The 21,644-nt window shown below is 34.7% G+C and carries 20 protein-coding genes; 12 read left to right on the top strand and 8 right to left on the bottom strand.

Features of this window, described 5'->3' with window-relative positions:
• Nucleotides 1-64: 64 nt before the first annotated feature.
• The 4 genes from BMW39_RS12970 to BMW39_RS12955 all read right to left on the bottom strand — a co-directional run bounded on the left by BMW39_RS12970 (nucleotide 65) and on the right by BMW39_RS12955 (nucleotide 3,222).
• Nucleotides 65-1,477 carry a caspase family protein gene (locus BMW39_RS12970; protein ID WP_034741428.1) on the bottom strand — a complete coding sequence of 471 codons (1,413 nt, stop codon included), beginning with the start codon at nucleotides 1,475-1,477 and terminating at the stop codon, nucleotides 65-67.
• A gap of 311 nt (nucleotides 1,478-1,788) precedes the next feature.
• Complete coding sequence (locus tag BMW39_RS12965; protein ID WP_034741425.1) at nucleotides 1,789-2,325, bottom strand: hypothetical protein; 537 nt, start codon at nucleotides 2,323-2,325, stop codon at nucleotides 1,789-1,791.
• 80 nt (nucleotides 2,326-2,405) lie between these two features.
• Nucleotides 2,406-2,849: an HNH endonuclease gene (locus BMW39_RS12960; RefSeq protein ID WP_034741422.1), complete on the bottom strand. Its 444-nt coding sequence runs from the start codon at nucleotides 2,847-2,849 to the stop codon at nucleotides 2,406-2,408.
• A 28-nt stretch (nucleotides 2,850-2,877) separates the two neighbouring features.
• Entirely contained in the window at nucleotides 2,878-3,222 is a 345-nt protein-coding gene (locus BMW39_RS12955; protein WP_034741419.1) for a helix-turn-helix domain-containing protein, read from the bottom strand.
• 958 nt (nucleotides 3,223-4,180) lie between these two features.
• On the opposite strand from BMW39_RS12955, the gene BMW39_RS12950 reads away from it, so the two are divergent.
• The 3 genes from BMW39_RS12950 to BMW39_RS12940 all read left to right on the top strand — a co-directional run bounded on the left by BMW39_RS12950 (nucleotide 4,181) and on the right by BMW39_RS12940 (nucleotide 11,308).
• Nucleotides 4,181-7,168 (top strand): SusC/RagA family TonB-linked outer membrane protein, encoded by a 2,988-nt coding sequence (locus BMW39_RS12950; protein WP_034976027.1) that lies wholly within the window; start codon nucleotides 4,181-4,183, stop codon nucleotides 7,166-7,168.
• A gap of 199 nt (nucleotides 7,169-7,367) precedes the next feature.
• Nucleotides 7,368-8,753 carry a RagB/SusD family nutrient uptake outer membrane protein gene (locus BMW39_RS12945; protein ID WP_034976025.1) on the top strand — a complete coding sequence of 462 codons (1,386 nt, stop codon included), beginning with the start codon at nucleotides 7,368-7,370 and terminating at the stop codon, nucleotides 8,751-8,753.
• A complete protein-coding gene (locus BMW39_RS12940; protein WP_081780172.1) occupies nucleotides 8,753-11,308 on the top strand; it encodes an alpha/beta hydrolase family protein in 2,556 nt (851 codons plus the stop codon). The genes BMW39_RS12945 and BMW39_RS12940 overlap by 1 nt, the downstream gene beginning before the upstream one ends.
• 18 nt (nucleotides 11,309-11,326) lie before the next feature.
• Here BMW39_RS12940 and BMW39_RS12935 read toward each other — a convergent pair whose 3' ends face one another.
• Genes BMW39_RS12935 through BMW39_RS12925 form a run of 4 tightly spaced genes read right to left on the bottom strand, consistent with a single transcriptional unit; the run spans nucleotide 11,327 to nucleotide 13,599 of the window.
• Nucleotides 11,327-11,599 (bottom strand): hypothetical protein, encoded by a 273-nt coding sequence (locus BMW39_RS12935; RefSeq protein WP_123882498.1) that lies wholly within the window; start codon nucleotides 11,597-11,599, stop codon nucleotides 11,327-11,329.
• 31 nt (nucleotides 11,600-11,630) lie between these two features.
• Entirely contained in the window at nucleotides 11,631-13,145 is a 1,515-nt protein-coding gene (locus BMW39_RS12930; protein WP_034976018.1) for a MauE/DoxX family redox-associated membrane protein, read from the bottom strand.
• Nucleotides 13,146-13,156: 11 nt separating this feature from the next.
• A complete protein-coding gene (locus tag BMW39_RS19325) occupies nucleotides 13,157-13,321 on the bottom strand; it encodes a hypothetical protein (RefSeq protein ID WP_155859112.1) in 165 nt (54 codons plus the stop codon).
• A gap of 38 nt (nucleotides 13,322-13,359) precedes the next feature.
• Entirely contained in the window at nucleotides 13,360-13,599 is a 240-nt protein-coding gene (locus tag BMW39_RS12925) for a hypothetical protein (protein ID WP_040995566.1), read from the bottom strand.
• Nucleotides 13,600-13,856: 257 nt separating this feature from the next.
• Between BMW39_RS12925 and BMW39_RS12920 the strand changes: the two genes are divergently transcribed.
• The 9 genes from BMW39_RS12920 to BMW39_RS12880 all read left to right on the top strand — a co-directional run bounded on the left by BMW39_RS12920 (nucleotide 13,857) and on the right by BMW39_RS12880 (nucleotide 21,644).
• A complete protein-coding gene (locus BMW39_RS12920) occupies nucleotides 13,857-15,566 on the top strand; it encodes a helix-turn-helix domain-containing protein (RefSeq protein ID WP_131474322.1) in 1,710 nt (569 codons plus the stop codon).
• A 51-nt stretch (nucleotides 15,567-15,617) separates the two neighbouring features.
• Nucleotides 15,618-16,463 carry an RteC domain-containing protein gene (locus BMW39_RS12915; protein WP_034976009.1) on the top strand — a complete coding sequence of 282 codons (846 nt, stop codon included), beginning with the start codon at nucleotides 15,618-15,620 and terminating at the stop codon, nucleotides 16,461-16,463.
• Between the two features lie 602 nt (nucleotides 16,464-17,065).
• Complete coding sequence (locus tag BMW39_RS12910; RefSeq protein ID WP_034976006.1) at nucleotides 17,066-17,329, top strand: helix-turn-helix domain-containing protein; 264 nt, start codon at nucleotides 17,066-17,068, stop codon at nucleotides 17,327-17,329.
• A 16-nt stretch (nucleotides 17,330-17,345) separates the two neighbouring features.
• Entirely contained in the window at nucleotides 17,346-17,888 is a 543-nt protein-coding gene (locus tag BMW39_RS12905; RefSeq protein WP_034976004.1) for a hypothetical protein, read from the top strand.
• Between the two features lie 6 nt (nucleotides 17,889-17,894).
• Nucleotides 17,895-18,146 (top strand): DUF3853 family protein, encoded by a 252-nt coding sequence (locus BMW39_RS12900; RefSeq protein WP_034976002.1) that lies wholly within the window; start codon nucleotides 17,895-17,897, stop codon nucleotides 18,144-18,146.
• 1 nt (nucleotide 18,147) lies between these two features.
• Nucleotides 18,148-18,900, top strand: a complete 753-nt coding sequence (locus tag BMW39_RS12895; protein WP_034975999.1) for a ribonuclease H family protein — start codon at nucleotides 18,148-18,150, stop codon at nucleotides 18,898-18,900.
• Nucleotides 18,901-18,946: 46 nt separating this feature from the next.
• Nucleotides 18,947-19,153: a hypothetical protein gene (locus BMW39_RS12890; RefSeq protein WP_034975996.1), complete on the top strand. Its 207-nt coding sequence runs from the start codon at nucleotides 18,947-18,949 to the stop codon at nucleotides 19,151-19,153.
• Between the two features lie 73 nt (nucleotides 19,154-19,226).
• A complete protein-coding gene (locus BMW39_RS12885) occupies nucleotides 19,227-20,357 on the top strand; it encodes a hypothetical protein (protein ID WP_034975993.1) in 1,131 nt (376 codons plus the stop codon).
• Nucleotides 20,358-20,786: 429 nt separating this feature from the next.
• Nucleotides 20,787-21,644 (top strand): toprim domain-containing protein, encoded by an 858-nt coding sequence (locus BMW39_RS12880; RefSeq protein ID WP_034975989.1) that lies wholly within the window; start codon nucleotides 20,787-20,789, stop codon nucleotides 21,642-21,644.

The raw sequence follows: 21,644 nt of genomic DNA, 5'->3' as shown, positions 1-21,644 counted from the left end.
TTTCCGGCTTTAAGCATCTTCAATGATTTAGATAAAATAATTTTAAACTATTTTAATGTGTTTTTTATATAATAAATCTAATGTATCTAAGTTCAAAATTCGAATTAATTCTTATCGATTCAACTGGCGCATTAAGATATTTGGCTAGGACTGTCTTTAATCCATTTTCATTATACCCATCAATATAATACTTCGATATTTCTTTTTTAATATCATTTCCGTTAAAGATTATTGATTCGATCACCTGGACTATTCTATCTCCAAAACCATCGTTTGTTGTTTTTTGGCTGCATTTAATTTCAATATTTATTGTCTGCGAATTTGGTAAAAATAATACAGAGTAATCCTGTTGAATTAAAATACCATTTATGAAATCGAATGATTGATTGAATGCTGGATTATCTCTTAATTTAAAAATTTCTTCTCTATAATTTCCTTTAAAATTATTAAATCTGAATTCACCTTTGCTGTCGTAATACATTTCAAATAGAATTCCATTTAGAATATGATTCTCGGAGTTTATTTGAAAATCTAGTAGTGACCTATTAAGATTTTCAAAAAATGTCATAGCGGAATTTGCCCCACCAATAGCGCATTGTAATAAATTTCTTCCTAAAATGAACATTTGGTCCTTATCTAATTGACTTACTGGTATTGTTATTAAATAATCAATTGCAGGATTTTGTTTGTACCAATTGTAGGTCTTTAGTTCTTTAATTTTTTTGTAAAATTCTGAATCTTCATAATAATTTTCATCTTTCAAAACATTCGGATTATAAGGTAGGCTTAAAATATTTAGCTTTTGATGTTTGTAAAAGTAAAAATCACCAATTAATGAGGTGTGTTCCCAAGTTGTTTGTCTTCCTCCTGACAATGCAAAAACTGTCTTTCTTACAGATTTAAATAGATCTTCGACAGCTATCCTTTCGGACGAGAGGTGCTTTATTAGTGAGCCCGTATAAATACTATTATTCTCATATCCGACATCTAAAGCACCTTCATTTGGAGATGTTGAAAATGCTATTAGTGATCCTTTAGGAGCTATAATTGGACTAAATCCAAGTGCAGTCCCGCGACCAAATGATCTTCTGCAAGCATCTAATATCACTATGTTTAATTTAGTAGGATTTTGCCTGTATATGTCAAATAAATCATTTAAAGTAATACAATTTTGTTTTGCCACATATTTATTTTCAGGAGGAATTTGCGAATCGATACTCGCCAAAAAATTCTCTCCATCTACTTCGAATCCGTGACCTGCAAAATAAAAAATAGATGCATCAAAATCTTTTAGTAAGTCGCTATATTCTTGTAAAATTTCAACTATGTTTTTTTGATCGATATTTAGATATAATTTTACCTCATAATTGTAATCTTTAAAGATTCCAGCAATTTGATTTGCATCATTTTCTCCGTTAGTTAATTCATTTCCTTTAAAGTAGTTGTTATTGCCAATTATAATTGCTAATGTTTTCATATATCTAAGTCGATTTTGGATGTTTTTAAAATATTCGTTGATAAAATGTAGAAAATTAGAATTTTGCAAGCTATTCTGATTACCTAAAAGGATAACCTTTAAACAATCAACTTGTGTTTTTCGATATTGATATTCTCCATCACTTTAGACCTCAATATACAAAAGATATTGTTAGAAAATTACGGTTTCCTCTCAATATGAAAAAAGTTTGTCGCGACAATAACGCAACCAGAATATTTAAATTTGGCAAAATAAAAGAATTGTGTTTTACTAATATGCAAGGTAACACACAGTAATAATATGAGCCGGTCTTATTCTTCTAATAAACCTGAATTTTTGGTAAGAAAAACTTTTATAATTTCATCTGAATTAAAATTATCAGAATTGTGTGTTTCCTGATTGTTGTTACTCCCTTCCCTTGAAAGATTTTCATCAAAAGTTAAATTGAGTTTTGAAGTCTTTCCCTTAGTCATAACATTTGAAGATAGATCTAACTTTTCATAATACTTTGCAATTCCTTGTGGCTGTGTTTCAGCGAAAATTAATGGTGGGCAAAGTGAATAAATTAATTCTTCACCCTGAAGTAAAACTTCATCTTCTTTATGGCAAGGTATGTAAAACTGAATGTACGAATCTTGGTAATAAAGTTTAATCCAGTGAGAAGGCAATTTACTTTCTAAATTTCTTTTTTTGAAAATTAATACATAGGGAAATTTTACATTAAAACCAGATGCCCCCCTATGAATCTGTTTGGCATGCTGTACAAAATAAGCCTCATTGTTATTTCTCATCAGAAAATCAAAACAGAATTTATAGTTGTCTACTTCAACATCAGGAATTACAGTCAAGGCAATTTTCAGTAAACATTTAAAAATGTTAATCGGTATATAAGGATTATGTATAACGTTAAATTCTATAATACCTCCATCTAATTTTTTTTAATTACCCCTTGTTTATTTGATTCTATATCAATGCCATGAAAACCATTAAAACTATTTTTTTTAGCTACAATATTACCATCGTATGATTTAAATGTTGGAGGAGTTTGTGCTCCTAAGGCATTAACACTTCTATTCAAACCTAAAAAATTTGCCATATCACTTTCGAAACCTGAGAAATGATTGTTACACTTATCACATTCGTAATCTGACACCCCAGAATTATTTCCAAATAATCTTGAAATAATGTGAGGCTTGCTTTTAAAGGTTGTTGCATCGGACTTTTTACCACAGAAGCGACAGATTCTTTCTGATATTTTTTTTAGAGGACGCCTTTGATTATTTATTGGAGGAGTATACATACTTTTTAATTGATAATCCTTATCAAAAGCTTTTAGATGCTCAATATTTCCAGAGTATGTATATATGTTCATTAGTTATCCGTATTATTTTTCATTAACTTTAAATAACTTCGATTTTTACTACCTCACTACTAACCACTTTTGTATTTGTATCATTCATCTTCTGTCTAATTGTAACTTTAATTTTATCATTCTTAGGAGTAGGAAAATTCATTAAATCTGAAATATTTTTAAAATCAAAGGCTTTACAAAGTAATGTTATATGACGAGTAGAATATTTATGTCGCTGTGTTAATGACTCCACATTACTAACAAAACTTTTGGCCAAACCCATTTTTAGGCTAAGCTGATCTTTGCTTAGTTTTTTTGCTTTGCGAATGTTTCTTACGTGATTAATAAAATCCAAATCGAATTGTGTTGTTTCTAAATAAGTAATTTGTTCCATATATTTTTAAAAAAAATAACCCAATATGTTGGGTGTTAAATAAATATTTATTATTTTTGCTTTAGCGAATAAATCATTAACCTTCAACAAGGTAAAATGAACGATGTATCTCGAATCAAAAAGACCAATTTTCCATCGAGAACCTCGTGAAATCGCTCCATGTCTAAAAGTTTCTTACTTTTGTATACGGCATGCGAGCGGTTCTCACGTATACTTTAGGTGGAAACTTTAATCTTCGGTTTAAAGTGGGTTGGTCGCCCTGATTCTAGAGTGTGAGACCGCCGCATGCTATTTTTGCGTATAATTCTCATATCTAAAAGCATCGTTCCATATATAAAAATAATATTTATGAGGACGACATTTTCAACCATTCTTCTAATTTGCCCACCGGAGTAGTCCGCCAGCATAACAGAAAAAAAATACGGCTTTATGCCAGTTTTGCTTGCAAAATGCTGGATTGGTATTACCTGGCTATTATCGACAAACTCCGAAATTCCTTTAAAAGTAAAAGGAAAGCCAGACTACAATTTAATCTCGCACATTAAAAGTACTCGCTTTCTTTTGATATTCCAAATTATTTTCAGAACGAAGGGAATTTAATACTGAAGACAAAAAAATTCAACGGTCTGAATAATGCAGATGGTTACGGCTGTTTTTAGATTTCAATAGAATGTTTTCTTATTAGAAATGACACTTTACAATGAGTAAACTCATTGCGGCTTTACAGCTTACACGGGACACAATTTCATTCATATTATTTCAAGATGTGCTTGGGAAGGAGGTTTTGATATGTCCTTACTGAAGCTTCCTCCCAAGCATCATCAAGTAGATACGCTGAAAACATATTCAAGAAACAGAAAGTAGAATGTAACCATAGAAAAACAAAAGCCCTTTCCACAAAAGTTGACCGCTAGCGTAGGAAAGAGCAAAGTCTAACGAATTAAACCTATTCAAAAGTATGAAAAAAAACTTTTGCAGCCTAAGTCATCTTCAATTGGCTTTTGGCTTCACCTTGCTCGTCTCCGGCGTAGCAATAGGGCAGATGCGCACCATTACAGGCACTGTCTCGGAAAATAACCAGCCAGTCAAAGGAGTTTCCGTATTCCAGGAGGGTAGTGAAGAAGTGGCTGTGACCAATGCAGCAGGCGTTTACCGTGTTCAGGTATCGGGAGAGAAACCCGTAATTATTTACCGCCATCCGGACTATCCCGAACGAAAAATCACTTTAGGCAGTAGGATAAACGTCAATATCTCATTAGGTAAAGAAAAAGAGATAGAGGAAGTCGTTCTCAACGCAGGGTATTATAAAGTCAAAGACAAAGAAAGAACAGGAAGCATTGCCAAAGTCTCTTCAAAAGACATCGAAAACCAACCTGTTATCAATGTGCTTTCCGCTGCACAGGGTAGAATGTCGGGCGTGAGCATTACCCAAAATTCAGGAGTTCCGGGCGGAGGATTTGATATTCAGATCAGAGGGAAGAACAGCATCCGAAGAGAAGGAAATGAACCATTGTATATTATTGATGGTGTTCCAATTCTTTCAGAAACTCCCTCGTTGTACAGTGCTGCAATTTTACCATACGCTACCATAAATCCTCTAAATTCCATCAATCCCAATGATATAGAAAGCTTCGAGGTATTGAAAGATGCCGATGCCACGGCAATCTACGGATCACGAGGTGCCAACGGAGTCATCATTGTGACGACCAAAAAAGGAAGAAAAGGAAGAACCGATTTCAAGATTAATACCTCTTATTCTCTCAGTACGGTAGCCAACCGATTGAAGCTGCTGAACACTGATGAGTATATTAAGATCAGAAAAGAAGCATTTCAGAATGACGGCATCTCCACAATTCCTGCGGCAGCGTATGATTTCAACGGTGTGTGGGATCAGACCCGAAACACCGACTGGCAAAAAGAACTCATTGGTAATACGGCAGATGCGTCTGTAGTCCAGCTTTCTTTAAGCGGAGGTTCTGAAAACACCTCCTACTTAATCAGCTACGGACATAACGAACAGACAACGGTATTTCCTGCAGATTTCAGATACAAAACTAATAATCTAACAGGGAATTTCAGTTACAGAACACCTGATAAAAAACTGGAAGTCAATCTCAGCAATACCTTTTCGTTTCAAAGTAACAATGTCCTGAATGATGATTTAACAAAGAGAAGTTTAACTCTTAGTCCGAATGCTCCAGCACTCTACAATCAGGATGGTTCATTGAATTGGGAGAACAATACGTTTACGAATCCTCTGGGTGTTTTTAAAAGCGAGTATCTCAATTCTTCCAACTTTATAAACAGCGGAGCGCAGATTTCGTACCGCTTATTTCCGTTCATTACACTAAAATTCAACGGAGGTTTAACGTATCAGAATTTTGAAGAGTTTTCACTCAAGCCCCATACGATGTACAATCCCTCATCAGGATTGACGAGCGCAAGTTCCACTTCATTTAAAAACAGCAGTTCCACATTCTCTTATATTCTGGAACCGCAATTGGTTGCCAATCAAAGCTGGGGAAACCACAGCCTCGAAATGTTGTTGGGAACCACATTACAGCAATCTGAAACCAATCAGGGTTCAATACAAGGTTATGGCTTTGAGAGCAATGCCCTGATTCAGAATTTGGGAGCAGCCAAAACAAAAGTCATCAGTGATCAGGTTAGAAACCAGTATTACTACAATGCTGCGTTTGCAAGAATCAATTATCAATTCATGAAAAGATACATTGTCAACCTTACAGGCAGACGGGACGGTTCAAGCCGTTTTGGTCCCGACAACCGTTTCGGAAACTTTGGTGCAGTGGGTGCAGCGTGGCTTGTTTCAGAGGAAAGCTGGATGAAAAATATCCCGTGGTTAAACTTTGCCAAAATCAGAGGAAGTGTGGGAACTTCCGGCAATGACCGGATTGGAGATTATCAGTATCTCAATACCTATACGATTTCATCCAATATCTACAACAACATCACCGCTCTGAATCCTTCAAGACTGTACAATCCCAATTTCAGCTGGGAGAAAACACTCAAAAAAGAAGTAGCACTGGAATTATCATTTCTGAAAAGCAGAATTAATTTTTCAGCGGCGTATTACAACAATACATCATCCAATCAATTGGTCGGTATTCCATTGCCTGCGACGACAGGGTTTGTTACGATACAGTCGAATCTTCCTGCAAAGGTTCAGAATACAGGCTGGGAGTTTGAAGCATCGATGCAGGTTTTGAGACAAAGCAAGTTCAAATACGACACGTCATTCAATCTTTCTGTTCCGCAGAGTAAGCTACTGGAATTTCCCAATCTGGAAGGATCAACCTATGCCAATCAGTATGTTTTAGGATATCCGATGTCACTTGTTAAAGTCTATCAGTTTGAAGGGGTTAATCCGGCAACAGGATTATACCAATTTACCGACTTTGACGGAGACGGAAAGATCAATTCTCCCAATGACAATAAAGTGATTGAAAGAATAGGCGTGAGATTTTTCGGAGGCTGGTTGAGCAATTTCCGCTACGGACAATGGTCGGCATCATTTCTTTGGCAATTTGTGAAGCAGAGAAACTGGAATTATAATCGTCAGATGCTGGTACCGGGTTCTATGAACAATCAGCCTGTAGAAGTTTTGGATGTTTGGTCACCTTCAAATCCTTCGGGAATGTATATGCCGTACAGTTCAGGAGCGAATGCGCAGAAAAATGCTTCGCACGTTTTGTTCCAAAATTCTACTGCTGCCATTGGCGATGCATCATTCATCAGACTGAAAAATGTACAACTTAATTACAGCATTCCCGTTCAGAAATTCGGAATCAGAGAAGCGATGATTTATGTGCAGGGACAAAACCTCTTGACCTTTACTAAATATTTTGGGGTCGACCCTGAATTTGTACTGACAGGATATTTACCGCCACTGAAGACCTACTCACTAGGCTTTCAGCTAACCTTTTAAAATGTTAAACTTTTTAGAATCTGACAATGTAAAAAGGTAAAGTTTTATAGAAGCAATAATTAGATACTGTAAAATTTAATCCTTTAAGAACTTGAGACTTGTTGAATGTAGGTTTTCTGTGAAAATTAAAAGTCAGATGATGTAAAAATTTCACATTCTAAGAATTGAATAAAAATTAAATCTTTAAAAAATTGAAAAAATGAAAACAAGAATAGAACATATTATTGTGGCAGCAATATTATCTGCTGTACTAACTACCACAATTTCCTGCGAAAAATTTGTAGAAACCGATTTTCCCAATAACCAGCTTCCGACAGAAGTTGTTTTTGAAGACGAGCAAACCGCTGAAGCGGCATTGGCAGGACTGTATGCAGGACTTTGGACTAACTCACTTATTTCGGGAGGCATCGACGGGATGGGTGCTTTGATGGGGACGTATGCTGATGATCTGACTTGTGTGTACACATCAGGATCAAACGGTATTTTAGATATAGCAAACAATCAGCAGGTGGCTACAAATACCGTTGTAACGACGGCTTGGACGAATGCTTATGGGCAGATTTATGCTGCCAACAGCATCATTGAAGGGGTAACCAATTCAAAATCATTAAGCCAGGCATCCAAAGACCGAATCAAAGGTGAAGCATTATTCGTGCGCTCTATCATCTACTTTAATCTCTATCAGATTTTTGGAGAAATAGCTTACACAGAAACAACCAATTATGTCATCAACAGCCAATTGGGCAGAATGAATAAAGATCAGTTACTCATAAAACTAGAAACCGATTTGTCTGAGGCGGTTAATCTTTTACCATCCGCTTACAGAAATGCAGAAAGAATCTATCCCAACAAATTTGCAGGATATATGGCATTGGCAAAGATGAAAATGCTACTGAAGAAATGGGCGGAAGCAGAAGTGCTTTGCAGTACGGTATTGCAATCATCTCAATATACATTTCAAACCGACCCTTCAAAAGTATTTCAAAAAAATGGAACCCATATCATTTGGCAATTGAAGCCAAAAAACACGAATGATGCGACCAAAGAGGCATCACTGTATAACTTTACAGGCGCACCTTTATCGTTTGTTCTCAATCTGAATCTCATCAATACATTTTCTTCGGGAGATTTGCGGAGACAGCATTATATCACGGCAGTACCTTTTAACCAACAGCTCAATTACCGCTCTTCAAAATATAAAAACCTTGCGGTCAATAATCCCAATGAATATTCAATAATCTATCGTCTGGACGAAGTCAATTTCATGATGGCGGAAAGCCTGATCGAGCAAAATAAAGCAGTAGAAGCCGTTCCGTATATCAACCGTTCCTGCCAACGGGCAGGATTACCAGCATTGAGCACTTCACTGACGGTTTCAGCAGCAACCGCAGAATTGAGAGAAGAAAAACGCAGGGAGTTTTTTGTGGAACACGGCATCCGTTTTTTTGATTTGAAAAGATGGGGATTGCTTGATCAGTTGATTCCTGTAAAAACCAATTGGAAAAGCTACCATGCTCAATGGCCGATACCCCAGAAAGAACTGCTGCTTAATCCAAACCTTAATCCCCAAAATACAGGATATTGATGATGAATAGAAATTGGAAAAATATGATGAAGAACAGGGAAAACATACTTGAAAGTAATAAGACAGTAAATACGATTCAAAAAATATTGTTGCTCCTCATTGTGTTTACTTTTCTATTGTTACCACTACCACTCAACGGGCAACATGATTTGAAAAAATTGGAAGCATTGGCAGAAAAAGCTGAAGTTCCTGATTTTCTGAAAATGTCTGATGACGGAAAATGGGTAAGCTGGCTGATGAAATATGAAAGTAAATCGCCGATGTACATTTTACAAAATGTACATGATAAGACTCAAAAGTTTGAACGAAAATCAATCAGGACTTCATTTTTTATGGGTAGTGAAAAATTCGCTTTTTTGAGTGGTGAGCAATTAGAACTAATTAATCTAATAGATCAAACTATTGAAACAAAAGATCATGTAAAGACGATTGATCAGATGAAACCGCAATCTTTATTTTTGATTCATTATGATGAGCATCAAAATAACAGACTGGAAGTTTACGGTAAAAACGGCAGAAAGATTCATGAGTTAGAAAATGTTATTAGATATAGCACTGTTGATGAAGAACTCATTGTTTTTCAGAAAAATGATCAAAATGAGACTGACGTTTTGAGGGTTGATACAAAAAATAAAAAGATCATAGCCCGCGCGTTCGATGAAGTCTTGAAAGTATGGAAAGGCACTGCTACGGAAGGAGGATATACCGTCTTTGGTAAAGACAAGCATGAATATACATTGAAGCATTGTGTTGATGGTTTACAGATTCCTCGAAACCTTGATTTGATGCGGAGTAAAAATTACCATTACGTAAATCTTGACTATTCATCAGATCCTGATGCATTATTTATCAAGCTAATCAGAAAGATTCCGAAAGAAAAAAAACTTTTAGAGTTTTGGTACGGCGTTGAAAAAGATCTCACTCATCATATTAAAGATATGCAGGTTGAAGAAAATTTTTTGTGGTATCCCCAAACAGGTAAAGTAATTCCGATGGATTCGATGTTTCATACAGAAATAGCGATTGGAAATTCCGGTAATTTTTTGAAGATAAAGAAAGACCAATCATTTGTAGATAAGAAAGATGATTTTTTCATGCCCAAAAGAGATTCCTTGTTTGTATGGAATTCAAGATCAAATGAACATCGTTTTCTTTGCGTGATTGATGAAAGACTGTATGTTTCACCTGATAGAAAATGGGTTCTTACGGCTGATAATAATGGCTGGAATCTTGTAAACACATTTACCCTGAAAACTAAAAAACAAATATCAGATCCTGAAGCTTCGCCATACTTTAAAGGAACTGAGCTTATTACCTGGGTAAAAGGTAATAATGTATGGCAACAAAATATTTTGAACGGCAAACTGGAGAGGAAAGTAACTTTAGATGGTGACAATGTTGAAATTATCAACAGTCAACACCAAAAGATTACGGAAGGGCTTCCTAGAGAAATTATTTCAGTGCCTGACAATAATTATTTATTTCGCATTTCAAAAGGTGATTTGTTGAAATCATATGTAGAGTGGGATCATCGTACAATAAAAAAAATTATAGCTGAAACTACAGATAAAATACGAAATTTCACCTATACAGATAATCATTCAAATTTTGTGTGGACGAAAGAAAATTACAATGAAGCGCCATCCATTGTATTTAAACAAAAACGAAAGAAAGATCATATCGTATTCACTTCCAATGCTCATGACAAAACTGCAGAAAAAATAAGAAAAATTCAGCTGTTTTACAAAGGAGCAACAGAAGAATCTTTAACTGCAACTTTATTTTTACCACATGATTATGATCCGGGTAAAAAATATCCTGTCGTACTTAATATTTACGAAAAACAGCAGAAAGGTACATCAGCCTTTTTGCTTCCGACATTAAAAAACGGGAGAGGCTTTAATGCAAGGTTGCTATTGGAATCAGGCTATATGGTGCTCATTCCGGATATTACATACGCAGATAAAGGATCAGGTCTTTCAGCACTTGAGTCTATTCATAATGTTCTGGATGAATTGGTAAAAATAGAACAAGTAGATGCGAGGCGAATTGCATTGACAGGACAGTCTTTCGGGGGATATCAGACCAACTTTATCGCAACGCACTCAGATCGTTTTGCTACATTTATTTCGGGAGCATCGGTGTCGGACATTGTTCATACTCCTTTTTCTTTCAATTACGATTTTGGAAGTCCTGACTATTGGCGGTATGAATATGGTCAAATGCGTATGGGTGGCAGCTTTGTAGAAAATAAACAAAAATACATGGATAACAATCCGTTGTATTTTGCTTCGGAGGTTAAAGCACCCATATTACTTTGGACAGGCGAAAAAGATAGTAATGTAGACCGTGAGGAAACCCGCTCATTATTTGTTGCTCTAAGAAAATACCGCAAACCTGTGATAGCATTGTTCTATCAGGAAGAAGGTCATTCGCTTCTTCAACAAATTGCACAAAAAGATTTATCTGTAAGAATGCTTGAATGGCTGGATTATTTTCTGAAAGGTAAGAATGGTGTTGAATGGATTGATAAACAAATGAAGGGTGCGTTGTAGCACCCTTCACCTTTTTAATTAGTTAGGAATTTCATACAGTGGATTCCCGCACGAGGTTCCGCCTGCATTTTGGAATAGATTATGAGTGTTGACTCCGTCTGACCAGGTACATACTTCACCTAAAATATCAGCCTGACATGACTTTTCCGTCATAATACATTTTTCAACAGGTGCTAACGGATCAAAACGATAACCGTTTTCCACTAAACTGTTTTTTTTCACAACGCTTGTAGCGTACGCACTCCCTGCGCCTAAAAGCAAAACTGCTAAGGGCAATGCGATTTTTCTCATTTTTTTCATGATGTAAAATTAAATTTGGTGCCTACTCTTGGTTCAGGTTTTCGGCTTCCCCTGCAATGAAATGTTGAGTGATGTTCTGCGCAAAACGATATTTAATGATTTCATTTCCTGTTAATACATAAAGATGCTGATCTGTAATATGAAACTGTACCTTTTTTTCCTTTTTGGGATTTGGTAGATAAAAACTTCCGATATATCCTTGTTTTACAGTTGAATAAACATCAATAATAAAAGAATTTTTCCATCGGTCCCTGTCTTCAAATTTTCCGATGAGATTTGATTCTATGAATAGCAGACCTGCATATACAAATGCTTTTTTATTGACTTTCAATGGGGGTTTGCTCATCTTCTTTTTTCCGTCCGAAAGTTCAGAAACCTTAATCTGCGGAATGCTTATCGTATCAATGGTTTTATACTTCGCTTTGACGGTAAGATGGTCATCCATTATCAAGAGCTGGTTTTTGTAATAGTGTACATAAACAGCAATCTGAGTGAGCGGGTCAAAATGTAGTTGTCCATCAGTATCAAAGATTCCGTCATTGGTTTTTCCAAGAATTCCCGATTTCAGATTCAGAGGATTTTTCTGCAAAGGATTCAACAATCCTAAAGTCTGCTTTTCTGAATCTTTGAAATAAGTGCTGATTGCAAAGGCATCTTTACTGATATTCACCAATTGGCTAAAGTACGCCTGTCCTAAGCTCAAGGTCTTTGCTTGATGATTTCCCAAGATTCCCTGATAGATTACAGGAACACTTCCGTCATACAGATAATAATTCTGGGCATTCACTTTCAGCTGTACTCTTTTAAAATCAAAGTTGTAACGATCCGGTAATACCCTGTTTTCTTTCGTTGCTTTAAAATTCAAATCAGTTGATGTCAGTAGAAATGGAGCGGTATAGTTCCCCAGATATACTGAATCTTTTGAAATGCCCGCAAAGTAATAGGAGTTGATCTGAAGATTGGACCGTTTTTCTTCTGTTATCGGATGCTGTAAAAACCTTCGTGTAAAATTATTTTCCTTTTTGATCATAAATTCTGATTGTCTGTACATCAGAATAATTGCTGAACAACTTACTATTGATAAGACGAGCAGCAGACTCACAGATTTAAAAATCTCCTGTCGTTTAGAATCTGAATATAAAATAACTGCAAAAGCAGCTATGATAACAGTGGCAATATTAAAGATCAGATGGGTTTTCCAATCCATTTTTTCTAAGATTCCACCACAAGAGCAAGGAATAAACTCGCTATATTTCAGTATCATGTAGATATATACAGTGAATGAAACCATCAGAACAAAAGAACTGTATAATCCGATTTTTCTGGATCTCTCAAAGATCAATAAAATACATATTGCAAGTTCAATGACTAGAACTCCGTAAGACATGACATTTGAAAATGCACTCAATAGGGGAGATTGTGCAATCTGAATCTGAAAATTTTCAAAATCCATCATTTTACTGATACTTGCATAGCAGAAGAGCAATATGAAAAAATAGCTGACAAATTCTATAAATCTTGTTCTGAAGGTTTTCATAGTTTTCTTTTTTATCCTTTTCTGACTAAAATCCATTTGACATTTTTTCCACAGTAGGCGGGCATTACTTCGCCTTTTGAAACGTAAACTGCAGTGCTTATTCTTCCTTCAATCTCCCATTTTCCACTTTCGGTACACTTCTTTCCGGTACTTAAGATCACTTTCTGATTTTCCATTTTTTGAAACTGTTTCAGTTTAGCAGAAGTCGTATTTATCAGATCGTATCTTTCACTATCCTCCAGTGCTGCTTATCTTTTTTTGGTTCATCATCATCACCGGTCTCAAAATTATTAGAGCCATTTGTTTCTGAAGATCCATCTGCATTCTTTGAAGATTCTTTATTGTTTGGAATTTCAATACTTTGTTGTTTCTGTTCTGTCATGTCAGAAACAGATTCGGTTCTTTCACAAGACTGCATAGCTGTTAGACTTAAAAGTGAGATATACTTTTTCATTTTTTTAATAATGGTTTTAAAATTTATCCCGGCCGGTTGTTGATATTGATTAGAATTCTGATGTCGAAATTAGGAGGGTTAGGGAATTAAAAAAAACTATTGTTGCATCAATTGATACATTAAATGTCACTATTGATCAATTCTACCAACAAAATTTATTTGTATATCATTGATAATCAGTTTATTGTTTTGATTGTAAAGTTTGAAAAAGCGTTTAATTGTGTCTTTTTTATTAAATTTGAATATATCTTATCATAATGTATTATTGTAATAGAATTTTACCACTATTGTTCACTTTGTTTGTGTTTATGACACAAGGTAAAGAGATACAACAACAATCTTACAAGGAGATTTCCCGATTGATCAATTCCTACTCAGAGAATGACGAAAGAGCAATGGTTTTTGTCAAAATGTACATTGACAAAGCAAAAAATGACCATAACCTTAAAAAACTAATCCGAGGTTACGAAGAAGCCATCTATTACAGCAAAGAAACCAGCAGAAAATTATCATACGCTGACAGTGCCATTGTCACCGCTGTAAAATCAAACGACCAGGATCAGATCGCAAGAGCCTACGCAGGAAAAGGAATTATTTATTACTATAATCTAAGACAATATAAAAAAGCTTTAGAAGAATATTTAATAGCATTCAAATATTCAAAAAATTCAAAAGATGGTTACCTTAAAAATAAGATCATCTATCATTTGGGAATGATCAAAAGCTATTTGGGATACTATAAATATGCAGCCTTACATTTTGAAGAGACAGCTGATTTTTTTGAAAAAAATGCCAAACAGAGTTTAGATCGGAACATCAGGTTCAATAATGAATCAGGTTATTTTAACAGTATTTATCGCTTAAGCACTTGTTATAGAAATCTGAAATTATATCATAAGGAAGACTCCCTCATTAATATTGGGCTGGAAAGGCTTCATAACAACAGCGAGCTGATGATTGAGTTTGGGTACTTCCAGAAAGGAAGGGGAGTGCAGTTACTTAGAAAGGGAAAAGCAGATGAAGCATTGAAGCACTTTAAAGTGTCTCAAGATATTCTGAGCAACAATCAGGATTACGCTTCCTTGACGAGCGTCTATTTTTATATAGGGAAACTATATAGATCAAAGGGAAACAGAGCTGAATCGTTAAACTATTTTAATAAAGTTGATTCGCTGGTTAATAAATTTTGGTTTATTACCCCTGAGATCAGATCAAGTTACCTGTATCTGATCGATGATGCTAAAAAAAATGGGAATTCTGAACGGAAGATATATTACGCGGATCAGTTGTTAAAGGCCGACTCCATTATTAATGCTGACTTTGTGATGCTCACGGACAAAATTTATAGCGAGTATGATACGGACAATTTAATAGAAGAGAAGAAGCAGATGATCAGAGGTCATCAAGTTATTTTATATTCTTTCATTGGTGCGGGACTGGTAATCTTGTTTTTTTTAATTTGGAGGTTCAGGAAAAGAGAAAAGGAATTGAATGCCAGGTATCAGGAAGTGCTGGAAAAATTAAATACCTCAAAAGAAACCATTACTTTCGACGTCATAGCACCCGCTTCATCTGATGAAAACAGTTTAGACTTATACAGTTCAGAAATTATCGAGGACATCAAAACAAATCTAAAGATTTTTGAAGACGAAAAACAATTTCTTCAGCAGAATTTAACACTTGACATTGTTGCCAAAATGATAGGAAGCAACCGCACCCATTTATCGTATGTACTCAATGTACACTTTGATGTAACATTTCCAACATACCTTAAAGCTTTAAGAATCAAATATATCACCAATTTACTTGTAGAGGAAACTATATATCTTAGTTATAAAATTGAAACACTCGCCAAAATATGCGGGATGGCGAACAGGCAGATCTTCTCAGCACACTTTCTCGAGATCAACAGTATCAGGCCTAGAGATTTTATTAGAATGAGACAGGAAGAATTAAAGAAGACCTGACTTTATTATTTTTTAGCCCGATTTTTACGTTAACAAAAAATTGAAAAACGTATGAACGGACAAAATTTTAAAAAAAAAGTGGATCAGCTTTGGAAAGATCTTACAACGGCAGTGGATCAGATCAACAGAAGTGAGAATGATATTGTGATTCGGGCAGAAGAAATTCTGATGGAAACAGACGCTTCTATAAGACAATTGAAAGACCTATTGCGCCAATATCAATTTCCGGACTGGAGTAACGAAATATATTTCTTTAAAAATACCAAACCGCAGTTCGTAGCAGTTTATATTTACTACTCCAAAGTGCTTGCCATAGAAGCCTCAAAACCCTATGCTGATTCGCAGGCGTTAAGATCGTATTATGAAAACGAGAGATCCAATCTTTTATATTTCTATAATGAGCAAAGAGAATTCATCAGTTATTATCGTCGTAAATCTACATACTTGGACAAAAAATATTTCGTTCGGTTCAAATTTGATTTTAAGTTGAAGCTCAGTCCGGAATTGTACAGTTATGATGAGGAATTTTCCACTTCCCACGACCATATTGTGTCTCAAATAATGGCAAATGATCTTCTTGAACAATATTTAACAAATAAAATTGATTCAAAAGACAGTAAAGAAAACTCTATTGACCATATTAAGAATCTGGAATGGACAGCCCCGAAAGTTGCCCTTATTGAGCTGTTGTATGCACTTCATCAAACGAAGTGTTTTAATGGAGGTCATTCAGATCTGGCGGAAATTTTCCGTTGGGCAGAAAATTCATTAAATATTGGTTTAGGGAATTATCATAAAACATTCAGCGAAATACGGTTAAGAAAAACGGATAGAACAAAATTTCTGTCATTGCTTCAGCATAATTTTAATCAGTATTTGGATGACTTAGACCTATAGGAGAACAATTAGTTTCTACACATAATTCTCCAATTTCAAATAAGACCATATTCTATTTTCACCTATTAAAACTTATAACATCTTAAGCTGCCTTAATCTTGATGTACTATAAATTAAGAGTCCTTATCGTTTATAATTCCAACAATTGACCTATGAAATAGTATTTCATAGGAATTGTAATTGTAATCTTTCGGTAGTATCGATAAGCTACCGAAAGATCTTCTGTGTGATTTATTCATAGAGAAACTTTACACACACCATTATCAAAGAGATTTCTACTTAGATGATAGTTAAAAGTACTTCAAGCTAATTTGAATTCGATCAAGCTAATTCTTAAAAATGTCGGGAAAACTATAGTCTTAATGGGAAGGAATAAAAAATTTATATAAATATTGAATTATAATCCAATAAAAGTGTTGCTTATCGCAATGCATTGGAGGTTTTTTTTCCAATTTCAAAAAAAATCAGTTTAATCACCAGTAACCATTGATCTAAGACTCTGTATTCAAAGGATGTACAAAAGAGTCTTTCGGTAGTACCGAGAAACTACCGAAAGATATTAAGCGTGATTTTGAAATTTTGTCGAACAAAATAATTGACAAATGGCAATATCTATTATCACCAAAGAAGACCTTCAGCAATTCAAAATTGAACTATTGGAAGGCATTGAAATATTACTCAAGGGTAAGACGACCGAGCAAAAATTATGGCTTCGGAGTTCTGAGGTCAAGAAGCTTCTTAACATATCTTCAGGAACCTTACAAAATCTGAGGATCAATGGAACATTATCGTACAGCAAGATAGGAGGCTCCTTGTATTACAATTATAAAGACATCCAAAAATTACTCGCGGATAAAAAACAATAATTTTTAATACGGAATTATGAAGAATAATAAAAATATCATCGGCTTTTTTGAGCGTGTTATTGAAGATGATCGATTGTATCCCTCTCATATCAGTATGTATGTTTCACTTTTCCAGTTCTGGAGTTTGAACCGGTTTCAGAATCCTTTTCGGATCAGCAGGGAAGATGTGATGAAGTTAAGTAAGATCAGGTCAATCGCTACCTACCATAAATGCATCAGAGAACTTTATCGCGCAGGATTTATACGGTATTCACCAAGTTATAACTCATACAAAGGAAGCTTGGTCGAGATCATTGATTTTGGCACTGAAAAAGCAGGTGAAAAAAAAATATCTCAAAATCAAAATTTCTTACTAAAAGATGAGATTCGGTTTTTAGTTCCGGTGTTCAATGAAGTTGAGTTATATTTTACTGAACGGGATCTCCCATCTGCTGAGGCAGATCGTTTTTTTTCTTTTTATCGATTTAAAAACTGGAAATTGAGTAATGAGAAACCGATGAAATGCTGGCAGGCTGCTGCGAGGAATTGGATCTCTGAACTGAAAAAATCTATAAATTAAGAACAAATGAAGAATATAGATCCCAAAACTCCGATATGGAGACTAACTGTTGAAGAATTTTTGGAGGTTTCCAAAAAAATTAATTCGGAAAAAAAATATGAATATGGATTGAAAGGTTTGGCGAAAATGCTGGGATGTTCTATTTCGAAAGCCTCAGAAATAAAATCTTCAGGACTGTTGGATGACGCCATCATTCAAAAAGGAAACATTATCATCATTGATAAGGAAAAGGCATTAGCGCTTTTCGCACAAAAATAAGATGCATCACCTTGAATTAATGCAGCGGTTTTGGGATTTTAACCAAAAAAAATCAATTGGAACAACGGGAATTTCAATGTACCTATACCTGCTGAAAATTGGTTCTGACAATGACTCTTGTGATTTTCAAATTTCTGATGTTGTCATAAGCATAGAATTAGGGGTGACTAGAAAAACGGTAAAATCCACTAAAGAAAAACTCCGGAATTTAGGATTGATTCAATACCAAACAACAAGCGGACTTGCGTGTAAATACAGGTTAATAGGAGATTATCCTTCACAAATTTCTGAGCCTGAAATGGTAAGAAAAAAAGAAATTGGAAAGGAGGAATCTATTCAAAAAACAGTAGAATCCGGAGTTTCATTACTTACAGATCGTCCCGTTCAAAATTTTTCTGAAAACACCATTGATCAGGAAATTGAAAGCTATTTATCGCAAACAATACAATCCTCACAACCACAACCAACAAATCAAAAAGGGAACGATGAAAATATTCCGTCTTTGGAAGAATTTATGACGTATGCGGAAACATTAAAAATTTACGAGCCTGAGTTAGATTCTGAAATACAATCGAAATATGAGAATTGGAAAAAGAATGGATGGAAAAATAGTTCTGATAGACCTATTACCAACTGGAGATCTTCATTGAAAAGTACGTTACCTTTTATGAAAAGTCAAACGGAAAGCCATCAACTTTCACTTCAATCCATTCCGGATATCAAACGTCCTAAATCCCAAAACGGCAACCTTTGAAGCCTAGGCAAATGTCTAGGGTAAAAACACACTAAAAAATTAAATTATGAAAATATCAGATTTAAAACCCGGTCAAAAAGTAACCATCAACGGAATGCTTGCCGAGTACAAAGGAATTCAAAAAGTGAAGATCCCAAATTTCGGTAAAGTCGAGAAAAGGGTCTTCCAAGGTCAAGGCATTAATATTTACAAATATTATAACCTCAATGAAGGAGCCAAAACCCTCGTAAGCGAGAAAATCGAGTTGATATAAAATTACTAATCGAGTAATCATTTAAAATGTATCAAGAAGAATAAAAATTTCAATCCCAATTTAAAGCAATGTTATGGCTGTCCCGGAAAAGGATTTACGGTTAATCCGCAAGGAATTTGAAAATAATAATGAAGTAAATCCTGAGAGAATTCGGTTGGGAAACCATTTCGTGGACGATTTTATTTTCGAAGGTCACGAGGCTGCGGATATTCCCATCAATGCTCTTAGGGTGATATTTAATATTGTTTCTATTATCAGCAATGAGCAATTTCGTCCGGAAGACCGACCTAAACAACTTTCCTTATTCGATGAAGAGTTTGAAACCGAGAACAATATTTTCGCTTCCATAAAAATCAGGAACAATAAAATTTCGCCAAGCGGATCTACAAAGCAGGTGGTAGATGCTTATGAATTTCTTACGAAGTTCAAAATGAGCTGGTATAAATCCACTAATTCCAAAGGCAAGGAAATCAAAACTTTTGGTGGACTAATTTCTATACCTAGTTATGACCAGAGAGGTTACACCACGTTTTTAATCAGTAGTTATTGGCTTAAAAAACTGATGGTTATTCCGGAATACAATTACGTTTTGTACAATTTGGTGTACAATATCAGGAACAATAAGCATATTATTTTCGCTATCTGGCTTGCAAAACTGCCTGAAAATGGAGCTGTTTTAAAACTCTCAACACTGAACAAGAAATTTGGATTGAAGTATAAAACTTCCAAGGATTTTTGCTTCAAATTTTTAAAACCTGCAAGAATCAGTTTGAATACATTCAATACGCTTTCCTTCAATTACAAGTACAGAGGGGATTCAATTTTTATTATTCCTTATTTAACCAAAACCATTTCGAACAACAATTTATCTCGAAACACAAGAGAACAATTGGAATCAAGCGAAGCGTATCTTGACCATAGTGAAAAAATTGCCCAAAGATTAAGTTACATCAGAAAAAGATATGGTCTGCACGCTAATGAAATGCTACAGTTTTCCCATCAATACAGAAACGTTCCACAAACCAGAGTTTTGATAGAAAAGGCATTCAAAGAATTTATCCGAACAGCTCGATTGAAAGAAATTAAATCTACGGAATTTCAAGGAAACTTGTTTCTGAATGAAATTCAGGAACACATTATACAAATTTATCGACGTACAAAAATGGGAGAATTATTACCAAATGGTTACCCGATAATTATTTGAATTCGGAATTGCGCTCACCCGGAATTCGGAATTGCGGTCACTGAGGTTAAGAAAGTGTTAAAGTGCCAAAATTTTTGAGTGATATTTCGGAATTGCGCTCACTCCGAAATTCAAAACTCACTAAAAATATGGATAACCATAAAAAAATGTGGATAACTACGAGTATTGTATTAAAAATGAATGAAAATAGAAAGTTGAATTCGGAATTGCACTCACCCTAAAACAGTTGTCTTTTCGGAATTACGGTCACTCTATTTTCGGAATTGCACTCACCAGAATTCGGAATTGCGCTCACCCTAAAAGCGGCTCAAAACCTTTGTCATAAGAGGATACAAAGCCTCATTAAAAGTATATTAAAAGTAATTAAAAAGTTTTTTTTTATTAAAAAGGAAAATGTGGATAAAAAATTTGCTTTAAAAAAGAAAAAAAATGAATTGCGAAGAAGTAAAAGAAAAAGTGAATATAAGAACAGTTTTGGAATCGTTCAGCCTTTTTCCTGTTAAAGAGAATCGGAAAACTGCATTGTACTTTGCGCTTGACAGGGAAGAAAAAATCCCGAGTTTTTCGGTTGATTTCGTTAAAAATAAAGCATTTGATTTCGGAACCGGGAAAAGTTATGATGTGATTTCAATCGTTCAGCAAATGAATCGATGTTCAGTTTCTGATGCTTTGAAGTATCTTGAAAAATTTGACTTCTCAGTTCAAAATCATATTCGGATTGAAGATACTGTCCAAGTAAAAAATTATCAAATCATAAAAGTAAATGAAATTAAGCACCCTGCTTTAATTCAATATTTAAAATCCCGAAAAGTTTGCGAACAAAAAGATTTGGTAAAACAAATTGAGTATATGTTGAATGGTAAGAAATATTTTGGAATCGGATTTTTTAATAATTCAGGAGGAGTTGAAATCCGAAGTAAATATTCAAAAATCTGTTTGGGCAAAAAAGATGTCACTTTGATAAAAAATGATTTGAATACTTCCAATGAAATTGTAGTTTTTGAAGGTTTTTTTGATTATCTGACTTTTAAAAATTTGGAAAGTGCAGAAAGTTCAATTTCAGATTGTTTGATTCTCAATTCTACGGCGATGCTTTTCAGAGTTGAAGAATCGTTGAAAGAATATGATAGAATTTCACTTTTCTTGGACAATGACCCAAATGGAAATGCAACTAGAGAAACTATTCAAAAAAAGTATAAAAATGTAGAAGATTGTTCTTTGGTGTACAAGGATTTTATAGATTTGAATGAATGGTTTTGTATGAATACTACGGAAAATAAATTTTAA

The sequence above is a fragment of the Epilithonimonas lactis genome, from assembly GCF_900110605.1.
GTDB classification, from domain to species: domain Bacteria; phylum Bacteroidota; class Bacteroidia; order Flavobacteriales; family Weeksellaceae; genus Epilithonimonas; species Epilithonimonas lactis.
This window is presented reverse-complemented; position numbering and strand designations above follow the sequence as displayed.